This window comes from Metabacillus dongyingensis (assembly GCF_019933155.2).
Lineage (GTDB): Bacteria > Bacillota > Bacilli > Bacillales > Bacillaceae > Bacillus_P > Bacillus_P dongyingensis.
Map to the genome: position 1 here is coordinate 4,793,921 of NZ_CP082944.1, position 16,842 is coordinate 4,810,762.

Below are 16,842 nucleotides of genomic sequence, written 5' to 3' on the forward strand. Positions count from 1 at the left end.
AGCTACACCTCCACATCATAGGGTTCATAATCTTTGCGAAGAGGATGCCCGACCCAATCATCCGGCATCATAATTCTTGTCAGGTTCGGGTGGCCGGTAAAATGAATCCCAAGCAAATCAAATGCTTCGCGCTCAGGCCAATCCGCTCCTTTCCAAAGCGGTTCAAGGGAATCAATTTCAGGCTTGTCGCGGTCAAGCTTTACTTTCAGCACAACTGTATGGCGGTGGACGTAGGAAAAAAGATAAACGTACATTTCCATATGTGTTTCAAAATCAGTGCCATGCAATTCAGAGACGTAATCAAATGCCAATTCTTCCTGTTCTTTTAAAAACTTGGCGATGGTAAAATAGGATTCTTTCTTTGCAACAAGTGTCGGATTATCTTTAGACAGCCTATTAATATAGGATTCTTCTAAAACTTCTTTGCCGAGATGCTCCTCGATTACTTTTACATATTTTTCTAAAATGGGCTCATTTGGTGAAGGTTCTTCTTGTTGAGGCTGCTCTTCTGGAGTGAGTTTCTTCGCTTTTGCTGCAGCTGCTGCTTTTGCTTTTGCGGCTGCGATGGCCTTTGCCTTTTCTTTAGCCAACTCGTCATCTGAAAGATTTTCACGGGAAGCCTTTGCTTTCGCGGCTGCTGCGGCTTTTGCCTTTGCGACAGCTGCTGCTTTTTGCTTGGCTACATCATCTGCCGGAGCACCTTCTGATTTTGCTTTTTGCTTCGCGAGGGCTGCCGCCTTTGCTTTTGCGGCTGCGACTGCTTTTTGTTTCGCAAGTGCAAGGTCATCTGCTGATTCGTTGCCAGCTCCCTCCGCTTGCTTCGCTTTCTGTTTTGCCAATGCTGCTGCTTTCGCTTTTGCGGCTGCGACTGCTTTTTGTTTCGCAAGTGCAAAGTCATCTGATGTTTCGTTGCCGGCTCCCTCCGCTTGCTTCGCTTTCTGTTTTGCAAGTGCTGCTGCCTTCGCTTTTGCGGCCGCTGCCGCTTTCTGTTTCGCGAGAGCTGCCTCATCTGCCGGTTCAGCTGTTTCCTTTGCCTTTTGCTTTGCAAGTGCAGCGGCTTTCGCTTTTGCCGCAGCTGCTGCTTTTTGCTTCGCGAGGTTAGCGTCATCTATCGTTTCATTCGCTTTAGCTTCCTGCGCTTTTTGTTTCGCAAGGGCCGCGGCCTTTGCTTTTGCAGCAGCTGCCGCCTTCTGTTTCGCAAGCTCTGTGCTGTCTGTAGGTATGTTTACTTGATTTGCCTGCTTTTCAGCCAGCTTTTTCAGGGCAGCTTCCTTTGCCTTTTGAGCGGCCTCACGTTTTAGCTGCTGGATGTCTTTCTCATCGCTCATGGATTATTTCACTCCCTGTTTTCGCCTCATAACGGATTTTTTCTTTCAGCTTGTTAATTCCGTAGATAAGAGCGGCAGGATTAGGAGGACATCCAGGAATGTACACATCAACCGGCACAATCTGGTCGACTCCTTTTACAACTGCGTATGATTTAATATAGGGACCTCCTGCTGTTGCACAAGAGCCCATGGCAATGACCCATTTCGGTTCAGGCATTTGATCGTAGAGGCGCTTTAGAACCGGAGCCATTTTTTTCGTCACTGTTCCTGAGACGATCATGACATCGGACTGGCGGGGTGATGTCCGGAAAAAGGATCCGAATCGGTCCAAATCGTAGTGGGACGAACCGACACCCATCATTTCAATTGCACAGCAGGCAAGCCCGAAAGTCAGCGGCCACAAGGAATTGCTTCTCGCCCAGCCCTTCAGCTCTTCAAGCGTTGTTAAAAAGACGCTGCGCTTCAGTTCTTCCATTTCATCCTGAGGTATATTCGTTACATTTAAGTCCATTTCAGCACCTTCTTCTTCCATGCGTAGACTAGCCCGATGACGAGCATGATGACAAAAATGAGCATTTCAATGAGGGCAAACACGCCTAACTTCTCATATGCGACTGCCCACGGATATAAAAACACGGTTTCAACGTCAAAAATGACAAACAGGAGACCAAACATATAATAGCGGACATTAAACTGCACGCGTGAATCATGGTATGGATCAATTCCGCTTTCGTATGTGGTTGCTTTTGCCTCGCTCGGTGCGTTCGGCCTCAAAATCCGGCCTATTCCGAGAGCGACAACAGGAAGCAAAATGCCAAGGAGCAGGAAAACGACAACGATTAAGTAATTATTTAAATATACGTTTAGTGATTCCATCCATTTCCCCCTGTTAAAAATAGTAGAATTCTCAAAATATTATAAATGTAACCGCTAACATTATAACATCATTATCCAATTCGTGTATATAATCCGAAATGCGGAACCGACTGTTTAGCCCAGGCATGGCAGATAAGAATTCACCGGAAAAGGACACCCCGAAACGCGGAACGGGTTCATTTATTTTATAAATCCAAAATTCACCTCCTTTGTAGCTTTAATGTAAGCTGCTCTATTAAAGTCATCAGGATGATATACTTGCAATTGAACAAAAGACGCGAGGTGACAGAATGCTAGAATCTTATAATCATCAAATTGAAACAGATTATGGCAGGAATTTGCCTGTCTTTGAAAATGAAGAAGCGGCCAAAGTGTATTACTATGAACAACGGAAAGAGAACTTGTCTCTATTAGAAGATATATATGCAGAACTCGGCTTAACATTAAACTATTCGGTAAAAAGTTTAATTGAACTTGAAGAAGTGTACTTTTCATTTTTTCAGGAAAATAAGTTCCGTGACTTTCAGTTGTCCATTAGGGACTTGGAAGAATGCATGAGCATATACTTTGGTGAAGTCGTCACGATTCACTTGGATGGAGCTTCATGGATCGTCAAAGAATATTCTTTTACTGAAGGCGCCTATGTTATGGGACTGCAGTGCGGACGCAGGGCGACTTATTTTTCTAACCTTTTTGAAGATCACTACATGACTGCAAAAGACGCATCCGGACAGAAAATGCATCAATTATATAAGCGATATGAGAGAAAAGCGAAGAAAATGGGACCAAACTAGTTTTTTGTTTGGTTCCTTTTATTTTATATGATTATGAATATTTAATCTATTTAAGATGATGGATATTTTTCATTATTTTTGAATTTATTGGCAAAAAAAGAGCCATAAAAAATTATGGCTCCCTCACTTTTTTATATGCTTCATTAAATGTGTTTTCTTGATAAAAGGACCATTAAAAAGAGTCCTTCGTCTTTATACGATGATCGTTATTCTCCGCTTTTCAGTATTCGACTGAATCGCCGCTTCGTTCACTGCCGTTAACAGGAGGGCATCCTCATTCGAAATAGACGGTGTTTTTCCAGACTGGATGGCATCCGCCCATTGTTCCATTGGAATCGGAAGCTCTTTTGGCAGCTGTTCAATCACATGAGTACCTTCGCCATTTCTCAGCTCCACTTTTCCATCCTGAATCAGCAGACATCCTTCTGTTCCGTATAATTCTAGATAAAACGGACTTCCGTGTGAAACAAACGAGGTTTCAATCACGCCAGTTACACCTTCCTCATAGGAAACGATGACAGAAGCCTGGTCTTCGACTTCTTTTGTATAGACGTAATCAAAATGAGCGGATACTTCTTTAGGTTTTCCTGCAAGGCGGTTGAGCAAATAGATCGGATGAGCCCCTAAATCTATGAGAGCCCCTCCGCCGCATTGCTCAGCATTGTAGAAGTGTGCAGGCAGCCATCCTTCAGGGTTTTCCGCTGAAGGCACTGAACCGTTATGAGCGACACGGCATCTTGCCATTTTGAGTTCTCCAATTAAGCCATCCTTCAGTGCTTTTTCAGCATAGAGGTAATAGTTTGTGGTGAGCCTAGGCATTGAGACCACAAGAGAAACTCCCGCTTTCTCGACTGCTTCAAAGATTTCTTTGCAATCAGCTGTTGTTAACGCAAGTACTTTTTCTGTGAAAATGTGCTTTCCATTCTGTGCTGCTTTTATGATGACTTCCTTGTGCATGTTAGTCGGCGTGTCAACAACCACCCCTTCAATAGCAGGATTGCCTAGAACCTTCTCAAGCTCAGGTTCAAATGGAACATTCAGTTCATTTGCCCACCGCTGCCCTCTTTCTTTGTCCTCATCCCATACATGCGTAATATTCAATTTAGAACTGTTATGTATATCTCTTTCATAATCAACGGCATGAACGTGCCATTTGCTCAGCATTGCGACTGAAATCATTTTTTTCCCTCCCGGAATTTTTTCACACTTATATAGTAACTTCCTTTTCGGACACCTGATTTCCTTTTCAATTTTTGGATATTTTTTTAAAAGAGGTTTTTTCTTTGGCTAAAAGAGGGAATATGCCTGTTATATCCTAAGGGGGAAAACGAATGAAGCTTCATAACGGTTCTCTATATTGGCCTCAAACGGTCAGCCATGTTCAGGCATATCCTGAGCTTCAAGATACCATAACATGCGATGTCCTCATCGTTGGAGGGGGAATGTCTGGTGCTTTGTGTGCTCACACCCTTTCAAAGTATGATTTAGATACAATTTTAGTGGAAAAAAGAACCGTCGGCAGCGGCAGTTCAAGTGCAAATACAGGGCTCCTGCAGTTTTCAAATGATACGATGCTCCATGAATTCATCAAAAAAATAGGTGAAGAGAAAGCGGTCCGTTTTTATAAAATGTGTTTAAAAGCAGTAGATGAGCTTGAGCTTGCAGCTAAAAGCTTATCGAAAGAAGTCGATTTCATCAGAAGAAAAAGCCTGTATTATGCAAGCACTTCAGGTGACAAATCAAAACTGAAAAAAGAGTTTAAAGCTCTTTCTAAACATGGTTTCCCTGTAGATTTTTTTAAAAAAGACGAAATAAAAGAGCGATTTGGATTTGAGAAGCCGGCCGCTCTTTTGACAGATGGCGATGCCGAAGTGAACCCGTATAAATTTATCCAGACTTTGATGGAGGACGCTCATCACAATGGCGTCCGGATTTTTGAGAATACAGAAATTGAAGAGACTGACAGAGATGATGAGTACGTCTATTTCCAATCTGCACATGGAAAAATTGCAGCAAAAAAAGTCATCTATTCGACCGGCTACGAAACGATTCCATTCGCGAAAAAATTGGGAGCCGAAGTGAATCGAACTTTTGCGATCGTCACTACCCCAGTACACTATCTTAATCATTGGGAAGACAAAAACCTGATTTGGGAAACGAAGCGCCCCTACTTCTATATGCGGACTACGGTCGACGGCAGAATTGTTGCCGGAGGGCTTGATGAAGAGAGAATGGAAGCTCCAAGCAGCAAAGAAACGATCCGCGAACGCGGTCAGCGGATTTTGGACAAAGTCAGGGAGCATTATCCGAGTTATGAAATGGAAGTTGATTCCGTATGGGGTGCAAGCTTTGGTGAATCAGACGACGGATTGCCATTCATCGGAAAGCATCCAAAGAAAAAAAATGTTTATTACTTGCTTGGCTTTGGCGGAAATGGAACCGTCTATTCCATGCTTGGCGCTGAAATCTTAAAGGACTTGATTCTTTATGACTCTCATCCTGATGCAGAAATTGTGAGATTGGATAGATAAAACGGGAAAAGCTTTGGCTTTTCCTGTTTTTTATGCTGGGAGCAAAAAACGATTTTCAGCAAACAAAAAAACAGCACCGCCATCAGGCAATGCTGCACCATTTATTTCTTCTTTTCATCATAGTATTGAACGGGATACATGGAGCCCTCTGAGACCATTTTATTATCTTCAACGTCATGAGGATCTGGATGACCCGCTTTTTCAACAGGGAATGCATCTGTGTTTTTGCGTGCAAAGTAGGGAATCTTGTTTTTGGCGCTTTGAACGAATCCTGTTACCTTTTGACGGTTTGATTTATCCTTTAATAAATAGGATGTCACTCCGACTCCGACTGTTGATAAGGCAATACCTGAAATTAAAGTTTTCTGTCTCATACAAGTTGCTCCTTTCGCAGTGAATTTGTTGCATACTTTTAATTACCCGCTTCTTTCTTTTGCAAAACATAGAAACTTAAAGAATAAAACGCCGCACCAAAGTGCAGGCGTTCGAAAGCTATCTTTTCTTCTTATTCCGGCTGTATATATCAAACCACACATCAAGGCCAAAATGCTTCCTTTTACAATCAGCTGCCAGTAGGCATCGATATTTATCATGCTCATGCCGTTAACAAGACTTGCCATAACAAGGGCTCCTATGATGGCGCCTGGAATGGTGCCGATTCCGCCCATTAAGCTTGTTCCGCCGATGGCACAGGCTACAATGGCATCAAGCTCATACATGTTCCCTGCAAAGGCTGTACCGCTAACGAATCATCAGCGATACTGCCTTTTTATTTTGCGCCGAAAGAAAGACGTTTCTTCTTCAGTCAGTATGGGTGTCTTTACCCTCATAGACATAGGGCTGTGCGGGAGGTTTTATTTTTACTGCCTTTTTAATTAGCAGATAAGGTACCTCAGCTCCGGAATACGTATTTGTACTTAGTTCCCCTGTGACGTTAACCCATTGACTATCAAGAAGATTTTTTGCATTTTCCATCCTGGAAAGCAGGCCGTATAACCCGTCGTGCTCATCTGTACAGCAGGGATCACCGCTTCTTGCAATAACAAGCTGCGTTTCTGAAAAATCTTTTTCACGGAAGACAAAACCAGTCAATTCAACCTGTTTTCCCGCAAACTCCTTTGGAAATCGATCAAGAACTTCCAATATGGAGATATAATTTTCATTTGAAAGGATGATTTTATCCATTTTCAATAAATCATTTTTCTGATTTTCATAATATTCATCAGGTTTATCTTCCGCATGATGATCATCTTCATGATCAGGTTTATATTTTTCATCTAACTTTTTCATATATCCATCAGGATCTTCCAGATACTCTTTCGCATTCGCCAATGGTTCCTCTTTTTCCTGAGTTGCTTCTTGTTTTTCAGGCTCTCTCTCTTCTTTTTCTGGCTGCATACTTATCATAAATACAATACCTGCTATGATCAGAAGACCTAAAGCCGTTAAAAACTTTTTCATAAGTCATTACTCCTACTCCGTTTAATTACCGGGAACTGCCCTCTCTTTAGTTTAACAAAAAAGAAGGAAGTTTCGTAAAGCAGAAACTTCCAATCCCAGAATTACTTCGCGCGTGCTGATATTTTTCAATGTACCCGATCATCGTCTGAAAATGTCAGCGTACTCCCTGCTTGCGTATGATTTCTAATTTGTGTACTCATTGAATCCGTATGATTCCCCTTTTCTGGCTTAGCCCTGAATTTGTGTACTCATTGGGTGTGTTTGATTCCCCTTTTCTGGCTTAACCATGAATTTGTGTACTCATTGGGTGTATGTGATTCCCCTATTCTGGCTCAACCCTGAATTTGGGTACTCATTGAATCCGAATGATTCCCCTTTTCTGGCTCAATCCTGAATTTGTGTACTCATTGAATCCGTATGATTCCCCTTTTCTGGCTCAACCCTGAATTTGTGTACTCATTGGGTTTGTTTGATTCCCCTTTTCTGGCTTAACCCTGAATTTGTGTACTCATCGGGTGTGTATGATTCCCCTTTTCTGGCTTAACCCTGAATTTGGGTACTCATTGGGTGTGTTTGATTCCCCTTTTCTGGCTCAACCCTGAATTTGTATACTCATTGAGTCCGTATGATTCCCCTTTTCTGGCTCAATCCTGAATTTGTGTACTCATTGAATCCGTATGATTCCCCTTTTCTGGCTCAACCCTGAATTTGGGTACTCATTGAGTCCGTATGATTCCCCTTTTCTGGCTCAACCCTGAATTTGTGTACTCATTGGGTGTGTTTGATTCCTCTTTTCTGGATTAACCCTGAATTTGTGTACTCATCGGGTTTGTATGATTCCTCTTTTCTGGCTCAATCCTGAAATCGAGTAGTCATTGCTTGCGTATGATTTCCCTTTTCTGGTTCAACCCTAAATGTGTGTACTCATTGCGTGATTTCGGGTTAGACTTTCTTAAAAACAAAGAACCATTTCTTTAAGAAATGGTCCGAATCCAAGATCATTTATCTTTTTTGAAAGCTCATGGACAGCTAGCGTTTTTTCATGGCATCAATCTCGGCTTCGATATGGGAGACTTTCGAAGACTCACCCATTCGCAAGTAGGAGATTAAACTGACCGCAATACATGCAGCTACGTAGAAATAAAAGAATGTCTCTACTCCAGAGCTCTTCAGCCATAGCGCAATAAACTCCGCAGTTCCGCCAAACACTGCAACAGTGAGTGCGTAAGGGAAACCAACCCCAAGCGCTCTAATTTCAGTCGGGAAGAGCTCGGCTTTTACAATTGCATTAATGGAAGTGTAACCGGTGATAATGATGAGACCCGCCATCATAAGCAAGAATGCAACGATAGGACTCTTCGTCTGCTCCATGATCAAGAAAAGCGGCACCGTGAACAGCGTACCCAAGATACCAAAACTTATCAATAGAGGACGGCGCCCGATTTTGTCAGACAGCATGCCTGCTAGCGGTTGAAGCACGACGAATATAAGCAGGGCTATAAAGTTAATCAAACTGACAACTTCCTTATCAAGGCCTACAGTATTCACCATATACTTCTGTAAATATGTCGTATATGTATAGAAGGCGACTGTTCCGCCGAGTGTAAGTCCAACCACTGTCAGCACAGCCTTTGGGTGTTTCATCAGAGTTCTGATAGTACCTGCGTTCTCCCTGCTTTTTGAACCCATGTTTGAGAATTGCTCTGATTCATCCATCGTGCGGCGCAGCCACAATACGGCCAACGCACCCATTGCTCCGATGACGAATGGAATCCGCCATCCCCAGGACATCATATCGGATTCGCTGAGTGTTTGCTGAAGGACAATCTGGACACCAAGGGCCAGCAGCTGTCCTGCAACAAGTGTGACATATTGAAAGCTTGAATAGAAGCCGCGTCTGCCGCTGCTGGCCATCTCTGAAAGGTACGTTGCAGATGTTCCATACTCTCCGCCCAGCGACAGCCCTTGGAGCAGGCGAGCGAGAACAAGAATAGCGGGAGCCATCACACCAATGGTGGCATAACTTGGGGTTAAGGCAATGATCAGAGAACCACCGGCCATGACGGTAATGGAAAGCGTCAGTGCTGCACGCCGGCCATGACGATCAGCATAACGGCCCATCAGCAAGCTCCCTAAAGGACGCATCAGGAAGCCTACCGCGAATATTGCTGCTGTGTTGAGCAGCTGGCTGGTAGGATCTCCCTTGGGGAAGAACGCTTCAGAGAAATATACGGCGAAAGCAGAATAAACATACCAGTCGTACCATTCGATCAAATTTCCAACTGAACCTTTGAAAATGTTTCCGGTTATTCGACGCTTATTTGCGCGCTCACTAGATTGATTCACTGTATATCCTCCTCTTGATGTATCTGTTCGAATTATGACAATTATCCATAAATCGACAAAGAATAGTTTGAATTTTGTTGAAATTTAAGTTAATGGTAGCATTAATTTTATATATTGGTATACATGCCATTGTTTCTATTTTTAAACGACAAAAAATAGCCGAATTATCATAATCCCAAAGATTTATAAAAAGATGTGCTGCCCGAGAAATCATTCCAGAAAAACGAAAAAATCCCCGGGACCAGGTCCCAGGGATTTCTTTCTTAGATTTTATTCTGTGATACGTTAATTCGATTCATTGCTCGGCGCAAAGCAAGTTCGGCACGCTTGAAATCGATGTCGTCTGTACTTTTGTTCAGACGCTGTTCAGCGCGTTCTTTCGCAGATTGTGCACGAGTTAAATCAATATCTTCTACAGTCTCAGCAGCTTGTGCCAAGATTGTGACTTTGTCAGGCCGTACTTCTAAAAAGCCGCCGCTAACAGCCACGAGTTCCGTGGATTTTCCTGTTTTCAACCGAACTGCTCCGATTTGCAAAGGAGCAACCAACGGAATATGACCTGGCAAGATTCCGAGCTCACCGCTTTGAGCCTTTACGCTTACCATTTCGACGTCTGCATCGTAAACTGGGCCATCGGGAGTAACGACATTGACTTGTACTGTCTTCATACTCTATACCCTCCTGCGTCCCAAATTATACTTCTACACCCATGTTCTTCGCACTTTCGATAACATCTTCAATGCGTCCAACAAGACGGAATGCATCTTCTGGAAGATGATCGTATTTGCCTTCAAGGATTTCCTTGAAGCCGCGAACTGTTTCTTTAACAGGAACGTAAGAACCTGCTTGACCAGTAAACTGCTCAGCTACGTGGAAGTTTTGGGATAAGAAGAATTGAATACGACGTGCACGGGACACGACTAATTTATCTTCGTCATTAAGCTCATCCATACCAAGGATCGCAATGATATCTTGTAATTCTTTGTAACGCTGCAGTGTTTGCTGTACTTGACGTGCAACAGAATAGTGCTCTTCTCCAACGATTTCAGGAGATAATGCACGAGATGTTGAAGCAAGTGGATCCACCGCTGGGTAAATACCCATTTCAGAAAGTTTACGCTCAAGGTTTGTTGTTGCATCCAAGTGAGCGAAAGTTGTTGCAGGAGCCGGATCCGTATAGTCATCGGCAGGAACGTAGATTGCTTGAATCGACGTTACAGAACCAACGTTTGTAGACGTGATGCGCTCTTGCAATTGACCCATTTCAGTAGCAAGTGTCGGCTGGTAACCAACGGCAGATGGCATACGGCCAAGAAGGGCAGATACCTCTGAACCTGCTTGAGTGAAACGGAAAATGTTATCCATGAAGAAAAGAACGTCTTGTCCTTGATCATCACGGAAGTATTCAGCCATTGTAAGACCTGTAAGAGCTACACGCATACGTGCTCCAGGCGGCTCATTCATTTGTCCGAAAACCATCGCTGTTTTCTTGATAACACCAGAATCAGTCATCTCATGGTAAAGGTCATTTCCTTCACGAGTACGCTCTCCAACACCAGCGAATACAGAGATACCGCCATGCTCTTGAGCGATGTTGTTGATAAGTTCTTGGATAAGTACGGTTTTACCAACACCCGCACCTCCGAAAAGACCGATTTTTCCGCCTTTGATGTAAGGTGCAAGAAGGTCAACTACTTTGATTCCCGTTTCAAGAATTTCTACCTCAGTAGAAAGCTGATCGAATTTAGGTGCTAGTCTGTGAATTGGATCACGACGAGATTCAGCAGGAATTGCTTCATCCAAATCAATGTTATCACCTAATACGTTAAATACACGGCCTAGTGTAACATCTCCAACTGGAACTGAGATTGGAGCACCTGTATCTAAAACTTCACTTCCGCGAACAAGGCCATCTGTTGATGCCATCGCTACGGTACGAACCGTGTCGTCACCTAGGTGAAGGGCAACTTCTAATGTTAATTCTGACGCTGCTTCATTTTCGCTTCGTCCTTTGAATGTAACTTTAAGGGCGTTATAGATTTCAGGAAGCTGACCACTTTGGAACTTTACGTCAACAACCGGACCCATAACTTGAGTAACGCGTCCTTTATTCATCGTTTTCCCTCCTAACTTGCTAGTGCAGAACATTTCTGTCTATGGAACCCATATATTGGGCCTGTTTGTCTATTCGAGTGCCGCAGCTCCGCCGACGATTTCGGTAATTTCCTGTGTAATCGCAGCCTGACGTGCACGGTTATATGAAAGAGTAAGACTGTTGATAAGTTCTTTCGCATTGTCTGTCGCATTTTTCATCGCTGACATACGCGCAGCATGCTCAGAAGCTTTACTGTCTAAAAGTGCTCCGTAGATGAGACTTTCAGCATATTGTGGTAATAACACTTCTAAAATCTCTTCCTCAGAAGGCTCAAATTCGTAAGATGTTTTCTTAGAAGAGCCAGCTAGATCAGAAAGAGGAAGAAGCTTCGTTTCTGTTACGTCCTGCTGAATAACACTTGCGAAATGATTGTAATACACGTAGATTTCGTCAAATGTTCCATCATTGAACATATTAACTGTGTTTGTTGCAATATCTTTAATCTCAGCAAATGATGTGTCATCTGCAATACCAGTCACTTCAAGAGCGATTTGAACACCGCGCTTCTTGAAGAATTCACGTCCAATTTTACCGATTGCAATTACAGCGTACTCATCTTTCGACGTGTGGCGCTTTTGCATTGCCTGGTAAACGGCACGCAAAACGTTACTGTTAAGGGCACCAGCTAATCCTCGGTCAGACGTGATCACAAGATACGCTGTTTTCTTAACGGGACGGCTGACAAGCATTGGATGAGACACACCCGTACTGCCTAAAGCTATGTTTGCAACCACCTCTTGTATCTTATCCATATAAGGCACAAACGCTTTTGCGTTGTTTTCGGCGCGGTTCAGCTTTGCGGCTGAAACCATCTCCATTGCCTTAGTAATCTGGCTTGTTTTCTTCGTTGAGGTGATTCTTGATTTAATGTCGCGTAATGATGCCAAAGGTTCTCACCACCTTTTTATAAAAATCAACCTGATTCATTATCTTAAGATAAAGTATGAAGGCCTGCCTTCATACTTCACCTCATTATTCAGTAATCGCGAATGTTTTTTTGAATGCAGCAATAGCAGCATTGAAGTCGTTGTCTTCAGGAAGTCCACCAGTTGTTCGAATATGATCAAGCAATGCTTTATGGTTTTGATCTAAGAATACATAGTACTCTTCTTCAAAGCGTTTAATATCTTCAACTGGGATATCATCAAGGAATCCGCGAGTTAAAGCGTAAAGAATCGCAACTTGCTTTTCAACTGCAAGAGGTTTGTTCAAGCCTTGTTTCAAAACTTCAACCGTACGTGCTCCGCGGTTTAATTTCGCTTGAGTTGCTTTATCAAGGTCAGATCCGAATTGAGCAAATGCTTCTAGCTCACGGTAAGAAGCAAGGTCAAGACGCAGTGTACCTGATACTTTTTTCATTGCTTTGATCTGTGCAGATCCTCCAACACGTGATACAGATAGACCGGCGTTAACCGCTGGACGTACACCTGAGAAGAATAAGTCAGACTGCAAGAAGATTTGTCCATCAGTGATGGAAATTACGTTTGTTGGAATGTATGCAGATACATCTCCAGCTTGTGTCTCAATGAACGGAAGAGCTGTTAATGAACCAGCGCCTTTTGCATCACTAAGTTTTGCTGCACGCTCAAGAAGGCGTGAATGCAAGTAGAATACGTCACCAGGATATGCTTCGCGGCCTGGAGGACGGCGTAATAATAATGAAAGTTCACGGTAAGCAGATGCTTGTTTTGTTAAATCATCATAAACAACCAAAACGTGCTTGCCGTTGTACATGAAATGCTCACCCATAGTAACACCAGTATAAGGAGCTAAGAATAATAGCGGTGCCGGCTGTGAAGCAGATGCTGTAACAACGATTGTGTAGTCTAATGCGCCATTTTTGCGAAGAGTTTCAACTACGCCGCGGACAGTAGATTCTTTTTGTCCGATTGCAACGTAAATACAGATCATATCTTCGTTCTTTTGGTTTAGGATTGTATCGATGGCAACAGATGTTTTACCTGTTTGACGGTCACCGATAATTAACTCACGCTGGCCGCGGCCGATTGGAATTAGAGAGTCAATCGCTTTAATTCCAGTTTGCAATGGTTCATGAACCGATTTACGGTCCATAACGCCTGGAGCCGGGCTCTCAATTGGGCGAGTATGTGTTGTTTCGATTGGACCAAGGCCATCAACAGGCTGTCCTAGAGAGTTTACGACGCGTCCGATTAACGCTTCACCAACCGGAACCTCCATGATGCGTCCAGTACGGCGAACTTCGTCACCTTCACGGATATCAGAGTAAGGTCCAAGGATAATGATACCTACGTTGTTTGACTCAAGGTTTTGAGCCATACCCATTACGCCGTTTGAAAATTCAACAAGCTCTCCAGCCATGACATTGTCGAGGCCATGAGCACGGGCGATACCGTCACCAATCTGGATAACTGTACCTACATCACTAACTTTGATATCAGACTGATAGCTTTCGATTTGCTTTTTAATCAGTGCACTAATTTCTTCTGCTTTGATGCTCATGAGTTTCACCCCTATCTACGATCTTTTTGCAACAAGTTGTCGCTCTATACGTTCAAGCTTTCCGCTTATACTTCCATCATAAATGCGATTGCCGATACGAAGCTTCACTCCGCCGATCAGATTCTGATCAATAACATTTCTTAAACGAAGAGATGTTTTGCCGATTTTTTTGGCAAACGTATCAGACAGCGCTGTTAATTCATCTTGATCCAGCAGTCTGACAGAATAGACAATGGCGTCTTCTGTGCCGCGTTCGTCATTGGCAAGCTTCACAAAATGATCAGCAAGCTCAGGAATCACATTGATTCTTTGACGTTCAATCAAGAGTAAAATTGTACTTAAAATTGGTTGAGATAAAGAAGCGAACGCTTCACTCATCATGGATTTTTTCTTTTCTAGAAGCACTTTTGGATGTTTAAGCACGTTTAATAATTCAGGATTTTCTTTAGTTACCTTCTGGATAACAAGCAATTCCTCTTCGAACTTGTCAATTGTGCCGTTTTCCTTTGCGATTTGAAAAAGAGCCAATGCATAGCGAGCTGCAACTATTTCTTTACTCATCGGCCTTCGCCTACCTCTTTAATATAATCCTGGATAAGCTTTTCTTGTTCTTTTTCATTTAATTCTTTTTCAATAACCTTCGTAGCAATTAAAATAGATAATGAAGCTACTTGCTCACGCAGAGCGGCAACAGCTTGCTCTTTTTCCTGAGCAATTTCTTTAAATGCAGACTGCTTCAGGCGTTCTGCTTCTGAACGAGCGACTTGGATGATTTCTTCCTTTTGCTTTTCACCAAGCTTCTTCGCACTTTCAACTAAACCCTGAGATTCAAGTCTTGCCTGCTTTAATAGTTCACGCTGCTCTTCAGCAAGCTTCTTAGCTTCCGCGTGTTTAGCTTCAGACGCGCTGATTTCAGATGCAATGTGCTCTTCGCGCTGTTTCATCATATTCATAACAGGTCCAAGAGCATATTTTCTCAGCAATGCAAGTAAGATTAAGAAAATGACCAGCTGGAATACAATGTCTCCAGTATTTAAATGTAAACCTGCACCAACTACTAGATTTGACGTTAACATTGCCCGGTTTCACTCCCTTCAAGAGTTCCATGATGGGTTACTATCAAAAAAAAGCACGAGATTGTTCTGTTTGACTCTCGGCCGCATATTTAAATAGAAACATAAAGCAATGGCGAAGAAGGGTAAAAAACGATCTTCGCCATTTATGTAGAGAACCTGTCTCTTTATTAACTTCCTAATACGATAAACGCGATAACTACTCCGATGATAGGAAGTGCCTCAACTAATGCGATACCGATGAACATGATTGTTTGAAGCTTACCTTGTAGTTCAGGCTGACGAGCAACACCTTCTACTGTACGTGAAACGATAAGACCATTACCAATACCAGCACCTAGTGCCGCTAAGCCGATTGCAATTGCAGCTGCGATTAAATTCATTATATAAATCCCCTCTCAAATTATTAAAAAGTTTTTGATTCTGATTAAACTGTTGAAACATATTAATTAATGGTCGCTGCTCACTTTGTGAGACATATAAACCATTGTTAACATTACAAAGATAAATGCTTGGATGGAACCTACAAAAATACTGAATGCCTGCCATACCATCATTGGCAATGCAGCAGATAAAGCGCCGATTGGACCAGTTACTGCAAGCCCAGCGAGAAGTCCCAAAAGGATTTCACCGGCATAGATGTTACCGTAAAGACGCAAGCCAAGAGTCAGCGTGTTAGCGAACTCTTCAATGATCTTGATCGGGAAAAGGAACGCCATCGGTCGGAAGAAATCCTTCCCATACTCAGCTGTGCCCTTCATTTTCACACCATAATAGTGTGTCAAAGCCACGACCATAACAGCAAGAGTCAGTGTAATTGTTGGATCTGCTGTAGGTGATTTCCACCATAGCTCATGGTTTACAGCAATTGAAAACGGCAGCCCGAGCATATTTGATACAAATATGTACATTAGGAGCGTAACGCCAAGCGTCAAGAATTTCCCGCCTGTATGCCAGTCCATTGAACTGTTGATGATTCCCTTGACGAAATCAACGATCCATTCAAAGAAATTCTGCATCCCTGTCGGCTTCATTGCCAATTTGCGAGTGGCTAGTACCGCTATTAGAAAAACGATAACACTTGCAACAGTGATCATTAAAACATTGGATAAGTTAAAAGTAAGGCCTAAAAACTCTACTATAGGAGCTTCGTGATGCAATAGATTCACCTCTCTTCCGGCTAAGCGCGTGAGTGTTGAAAAACATAATCTATCATAATGACAATATAAACTGTCATTAATCCAATAATGACACTAACCATATTCAGATATTCGGGAAACTTGATCGCGAGCAGGGCAGCTAAACCAGCTGACGCCAATCGGGATGCAGTGCCCAATGACCTGACCTTCCTATTCTGCTGAATCGCTTCACCGAACTGAACTTGCTTGCGCACCATTGACCATAAGTTGAACAAACTGAGTGCTGTTCCAAGCGCCAGTCCCAAAAAGACAGACTGATACCCGGTAAATCCCCAGCCTACGGCATAAAAGGACAATAAGTAGAACATATACTTGCGATATCTGTGGTACATCTGGTGCAAATCAAACATGAATGATTCAGTCTCCTGAAAAAAAGTGGTGGACTAGCTTGATCATCGCGGAAATACCGATTCCGAGCCCAATGAACAGTCCTATGATCATAAAAAGCGGTTCAGTCTGGAAATATCGGTCGAGCCATCTTCCTGAAAAGATGCCAATTAGTGTTGAACCGACTAGCTGAGATAGAATGCCTGTCATTAGTGCCATGGCCTGCATTGGATGACGCTCTTTTTTGCGCATTCACAAGTCCTCGCTAATA

Annotated in this window: 19 protein-coding genes and 1 pseudogene; 2 read left to right on the forward strand and 18 right to left on the reverse strand. The window is 42.9% G+C overall.

What is annotated here, in order from left to right:
- Positions 1-2: 2 nt before the first annotated feature.
- The 3 genes from K8L98_RS23680 to K8L98_RS23690 are packed head-to-tail and all read right to left on the reverse strand — an operon-like array spanning position 3 to position 2,204.
- On the reverse strand, positions 3-1,328 hold the full coding sequence (locus K8L98_RS23680) for an NADH-quinone oxidoreductase subunit C (protein ID WP_223438630.1): 1,326 nt from the start codon (positions 1,326-1,328) through the stop codon (positions 3-5).
- Positions 1,318-1,839 (reverse strand): NuoB/complex I 20 kDa subunit family protein, encoded by a 522-nt coding sequence (locus K8L98_RS23685; RefSeq protein WP_223438631.1) that lies wholly within the window; start codon positions 1,837-1,839, stop codon positions 1,318-1,320. Before K8L98_RS23685 ends, K8L98_RS23680 begins: the two co-directional genes overlap by 11 nt.
- A complete protein-coding gene (locus K8L98_RS23690) occupies positions 1,830-2,204 on the reverse strand; it encodes an NADH-quinone oxidoreductase subunit A (RefSeq protein ID WP_223438632.1) in 375 nt (124 codons plus the stop codon). Before K8L98_RS23690 ends, K8L98_RS23685 begins: the two co-directional genes overlap by 10 nt.
- 290 nt (positions 2,205-2,494) lie before the next feature.
- On the opposite strand from K8L98_RS23690, the gene K8L98_RS23695 reads away from it, so the two are divergent.
- Positions 2,495-2,998 (forward strand): hypothetical protein, encoded by a 504-nt coding sequence (locus tag K8L98_RS23695; RefSeq protein WP_223438633.1) that lies wholly within the window; start codon positions 2,495-2,497, stop codon positions 2,996-2,998.
- Between the two features lie 192 nt (positions 2,999-3,190).
- On the opposite strand, the gene K8L98_RS23700 is transcribed toward K8L98_RS23695, so the two are convergent.
- Positions 3,191-4,177, reverse strand: a complete 987-nt coding sequence (locus K8L98_RS23700) for a Gfo/Idh/MocA family protein (protein ID WP_223438634.1) — start codon at positions 4,175-4,177, stop codon at positions 3,191-3,193.
- A 152-nt stretch (positions 4,178-4,329) separates the two neighbouring features.
- On the opposite strand from K8L98_RS23700, the gene K8L98_RS23705 reads away from it, so the two are divergent.
- Positions 4,330-5,529, forward strand: coding sequence for an NAD(P)/FAD-dependent oxidoreductase (locus tag K8L98_RS23705; RefSeq protein WP_223438635.1), 1,200 nt, complete (start codon positions 4,330-4,332; stop codon positions 5,527-5,529).
- A 101-nt stretch (positions 5,530-5,630) separates the two neighbouring features.
- On the opposite strand, the gene K8L98_RS23710 is transcribed toward K8L98_RS23705, so the two are convergent.
- From K8L98_RS23710 to K8L98_RS23775, 14 genes and pseudogenes are all read right to left on the reverse strand, one after another.
- Complete coding sequence (locus K8L98_RS23710) at positions 5,631-5,903, reverse strand: hypothetical protein (protein WP_223438636.1); 273 nt, start codon at positions 5,901-5,903, stop codon at positions 5,631-5,633.
- Positions 5,904-6,021: 118 nt separating this feature from the next.
- A pseudogene (locus K8L98_RS23715) lies at positions 6,022-6,272 on the reverse strand (sugar ABC transporter permease); the annotation flags it as partial.
- Positions 6,273-6,330: 58 nt separating this feature from the next.
- Positions 6,331-6,990, reverse strand: a complete 660-nt coding sequence (locus K8L98_RS23720; protein WP_223438637.1) for a TIGR03943 family putative permease subunit — start codon at positions 6,988-6,990, stop codon at positions 6,331-6,333.
- 1,029 nt (positions 6,991-8,019) lie between these two features.
- Positions 8,020-9,336 (reverse strand): MFS transporter, encoded by a 1,317-nt coding sequence (locus K8L98_RS23725; RefSeq protein WP_223438638.1) that lies wholly within the window; start codon positions 9,334-9,336, stop codon positions 8,020-8,022.
- 263 nt (positions 9,337-9,599) lie between these two features.
- Positions 9,600-10,004: a F0F1 ATP synthase subunit epsilon gene (locus K8L98_RS23730; protein ID WP_070877088.1), complete on the reverse strand. Its 405-nt coding sequence runs from the start codon at positions 10,002-10,004 to the stop codon at positions 9,600-9,602.
- Positions 10,005-10,029: 25 nt separating this feature from the next.
- A complete protein-coding gene (gene atpD, locus K8L98_RS23735; RefSeq protein WP_223438639.1) occupies positions 10,030-11,451 on the reverse strand; it encodes a F0F1 ATP synthase subunit beta in 1,422 nt (473 codons plus the stop codon).
- A gap of 69 nt (positions 11,452-11,520) precedes the next feature.
- Positions 11,521-12,378 (reverse strand): ATP synthase F1 subunit gamma, encoded by an 858-nt coding sequence (atpG, locus tag K8L98_RS23740; RefSeq protein WP_223438640.1) that lies wholly within the window; start codon positions 12,376-12,378, stop codon positions 11,521-11,523.
- Positions 12,379-12,463: 85 nt separating this feature from the next.
- Positions 12,464-13,972 carry a F0F1 ATP synthase subunit alpha gene (atpA, locus tag K8L98_RS23745; RefSeq protein WP_223438641.1) on the reverse strand — a complete coding sequence of 503 codons (1,509 nt, stop codon included), beginning with the start codon at positions 13,970-13,972 and terminating at the stop codon, positions 12,464-12,466.
- Between the two features lie 15 nt (positions 13,973-13,987).
- Entirely contained in the window at positions 13,988-14,533 is a 546-nt protein-coding gene (locus K8L98_RS23750; protein WP_223438642.1) for a F0F1 ATP synthase subunit delta, read from the reverse strand.
- Positions 14,530-15,048 (reverse strand): F0F1 ATP synthase subunit B, encoded by a 519-nt coding sequence (gene atpF / locus K8L98_RS23755; RefSeq protein ID WP_223438643.1) that lies wholly within the window; start codon positions 15,046-15,048, stop codon positions 14,530-14,532. The genes K8L98_RS23750 and atpF overlap by 4 nt, the downstream gene beginning before the upstream one ends.
- Positions 15,049-15,215: 167 nt before the next feature.
- Positions 15,216-15,428 (reverse strand): F0F1 ATP synthase subunit C, encoded by a 213-nt coding sequence (gene atpE / locus K8L98_RS23760; RefSeq protein WP_029283354.1) that lies wholly within the window; start codon positions 15,426-15,428, stop codon positions 15,216-15,218.
- Positions 15,429-15,494: 66 nt separating this feature from the next.
- Positions 15,495-16,205: a F0F1 ATP synthase subunit A gene (gene atpB, locus K8L98_RS23765; RefSeq protein ID WP_223438644.1), complete on the reverse strand. Its 711-nt coding sequence runs from the start codon at positions 16,203-16,205 to the stop codon at positions 15,495-15,497.
- 20 nt (positions 16,206-16,225) lie between these two features.
- Positions 16,226-16,594, reverse strand: a complete 369-nt coding sequence (locus tag K8L98_RS23770; RefSeq protein ID WP_223438645.1) for an ATP synthase subunit I — start codon at positions 16,592-16,594, stop codon at positions 16,226-16,228.
- 7 nt (positions 16,595-16,601) lie between these two features.
- Positions 16,602-16,823, reverse strand: a complete 222-nt coding sequence (locus tag K8L98_RS23775) for an AtpZ/AtpI family protein (protein WP_070877080.1) — start codon at positions 16,821-16,823, stop codon at positions 16,602-16,604.
- Positions 16,824-16,842 lie beyond the last annotated feature (19 nt).

Bases quoted from the DNA above. Each gene is read 5' to 3' on its own strand.
- K8L98_RS23680 (WP_223438630.1), bottom strand. From the start codon at position 1,328: ATGAGCGATGAGAAAGACATCCAGCAGCTAAAACGTGAGGCCGCTCAA.
- K8L98_RS23685 (WP_223438631.1), bottom strand. From the start codon at position 1,839: ATGGACTTAAATGTAACGAATATACCTCAGGATGAAATGGAAGAACTG.
- K8L98_RS23690 (WP_223438632.1), bottom strand. From the start codon at position 2,204: ATGGAATCACTAAACGTATATTTAAATAATTACTTAATCGTTGTCGTT.
- K8L98_RS23695 (WP_223438633.1), top strand. From the start codon at position 2,495: ATGCTAGAATCTTATAATCATCAAATTGAAACAGATTATGGCAGGAAT.
- K8L98_RS23700 (WP_223438634.1), bottom strand. From the start codon at position 4,177: ATGATTTCAGTCGCAATGCTGAGCAAATGGCACGTTCATGCCGTTGAT.
- K8L98_RS23705 (WP_223438635.1), top strand. From the start codon at position 4,330: ATGAAGCTTCATAACGGTTCTCTATATTGGCCTCAAACGGTCAGCCAT.
- K8L98_RS23710 (WP_223438636.1), bottom strand. From the start codon at position 5,903: ATGAGACAGAAAACTTTAATTTCAGGTATTGCCTTATCAACAGTCGGA.
- K8L98_RS23720 (WP_223438637.1), bottom strand. From the start codon at position 6,990: ATGAAAAAGTTTTTAACGGCTTTAGGTCTTCTGATCATAGCAGGTATT.
- K8L98_RS23730 (WP_070877088.1), bottom strand. From the start codon at position 10,004: ATGAAGACAGTACAAGTCAATGTCGTTACTCCCGATGGCCCAGTTTAC.
- atpD (WP_223438639.1), bottom strand. From the start codon at position 11,451: ATGAATAAAGGACGCGTTACTCAAGTTATGGGTCCGGTTGTTGACGTA.
- atpA (WP_223438641.1), bottom strand. From the start codon at position 13,972: ATGAGCATCAAAGCAGAAGAAATTAGTGCACTGATTAAAAAGCAAATC.
- K8L98_RS23750 (WP_223438642.1), bottom strand. From the start codon at position 14,533: ATGAGTAAAGAAATAGTTGCAGCTCGCTATGCATTGGCTCTTTTTCAA.
- atpF (WP_223438643.1), bottom strand. From the start codon at position 15,048: ATGTTAACGTCAAATCTAGTAGTTGGTGCAGGTTTACATTTAAATACT.
- atpE (WP_029283354.1), bottom strand. From the start codon at position 15,428: ATGAATTTAATCGCAGCTGCAATTGCAATCGGCTTAGCGGCACTAGGT.
- K8L98_RS23770 (WP_223438645.1), bottom strand. From the start codon at position 16,594: ATGTTTGATTTGCACCAGATGTACCACAGATATCGCAAGTATATGTTC.
- K8L98_RS23775 (WP_070877080.1), bottom strand. From the start codon at position 16,823: ATGCGCAAAAAAGAGCGTCATCCAATGCAGGCCATGGCACTAATGACA.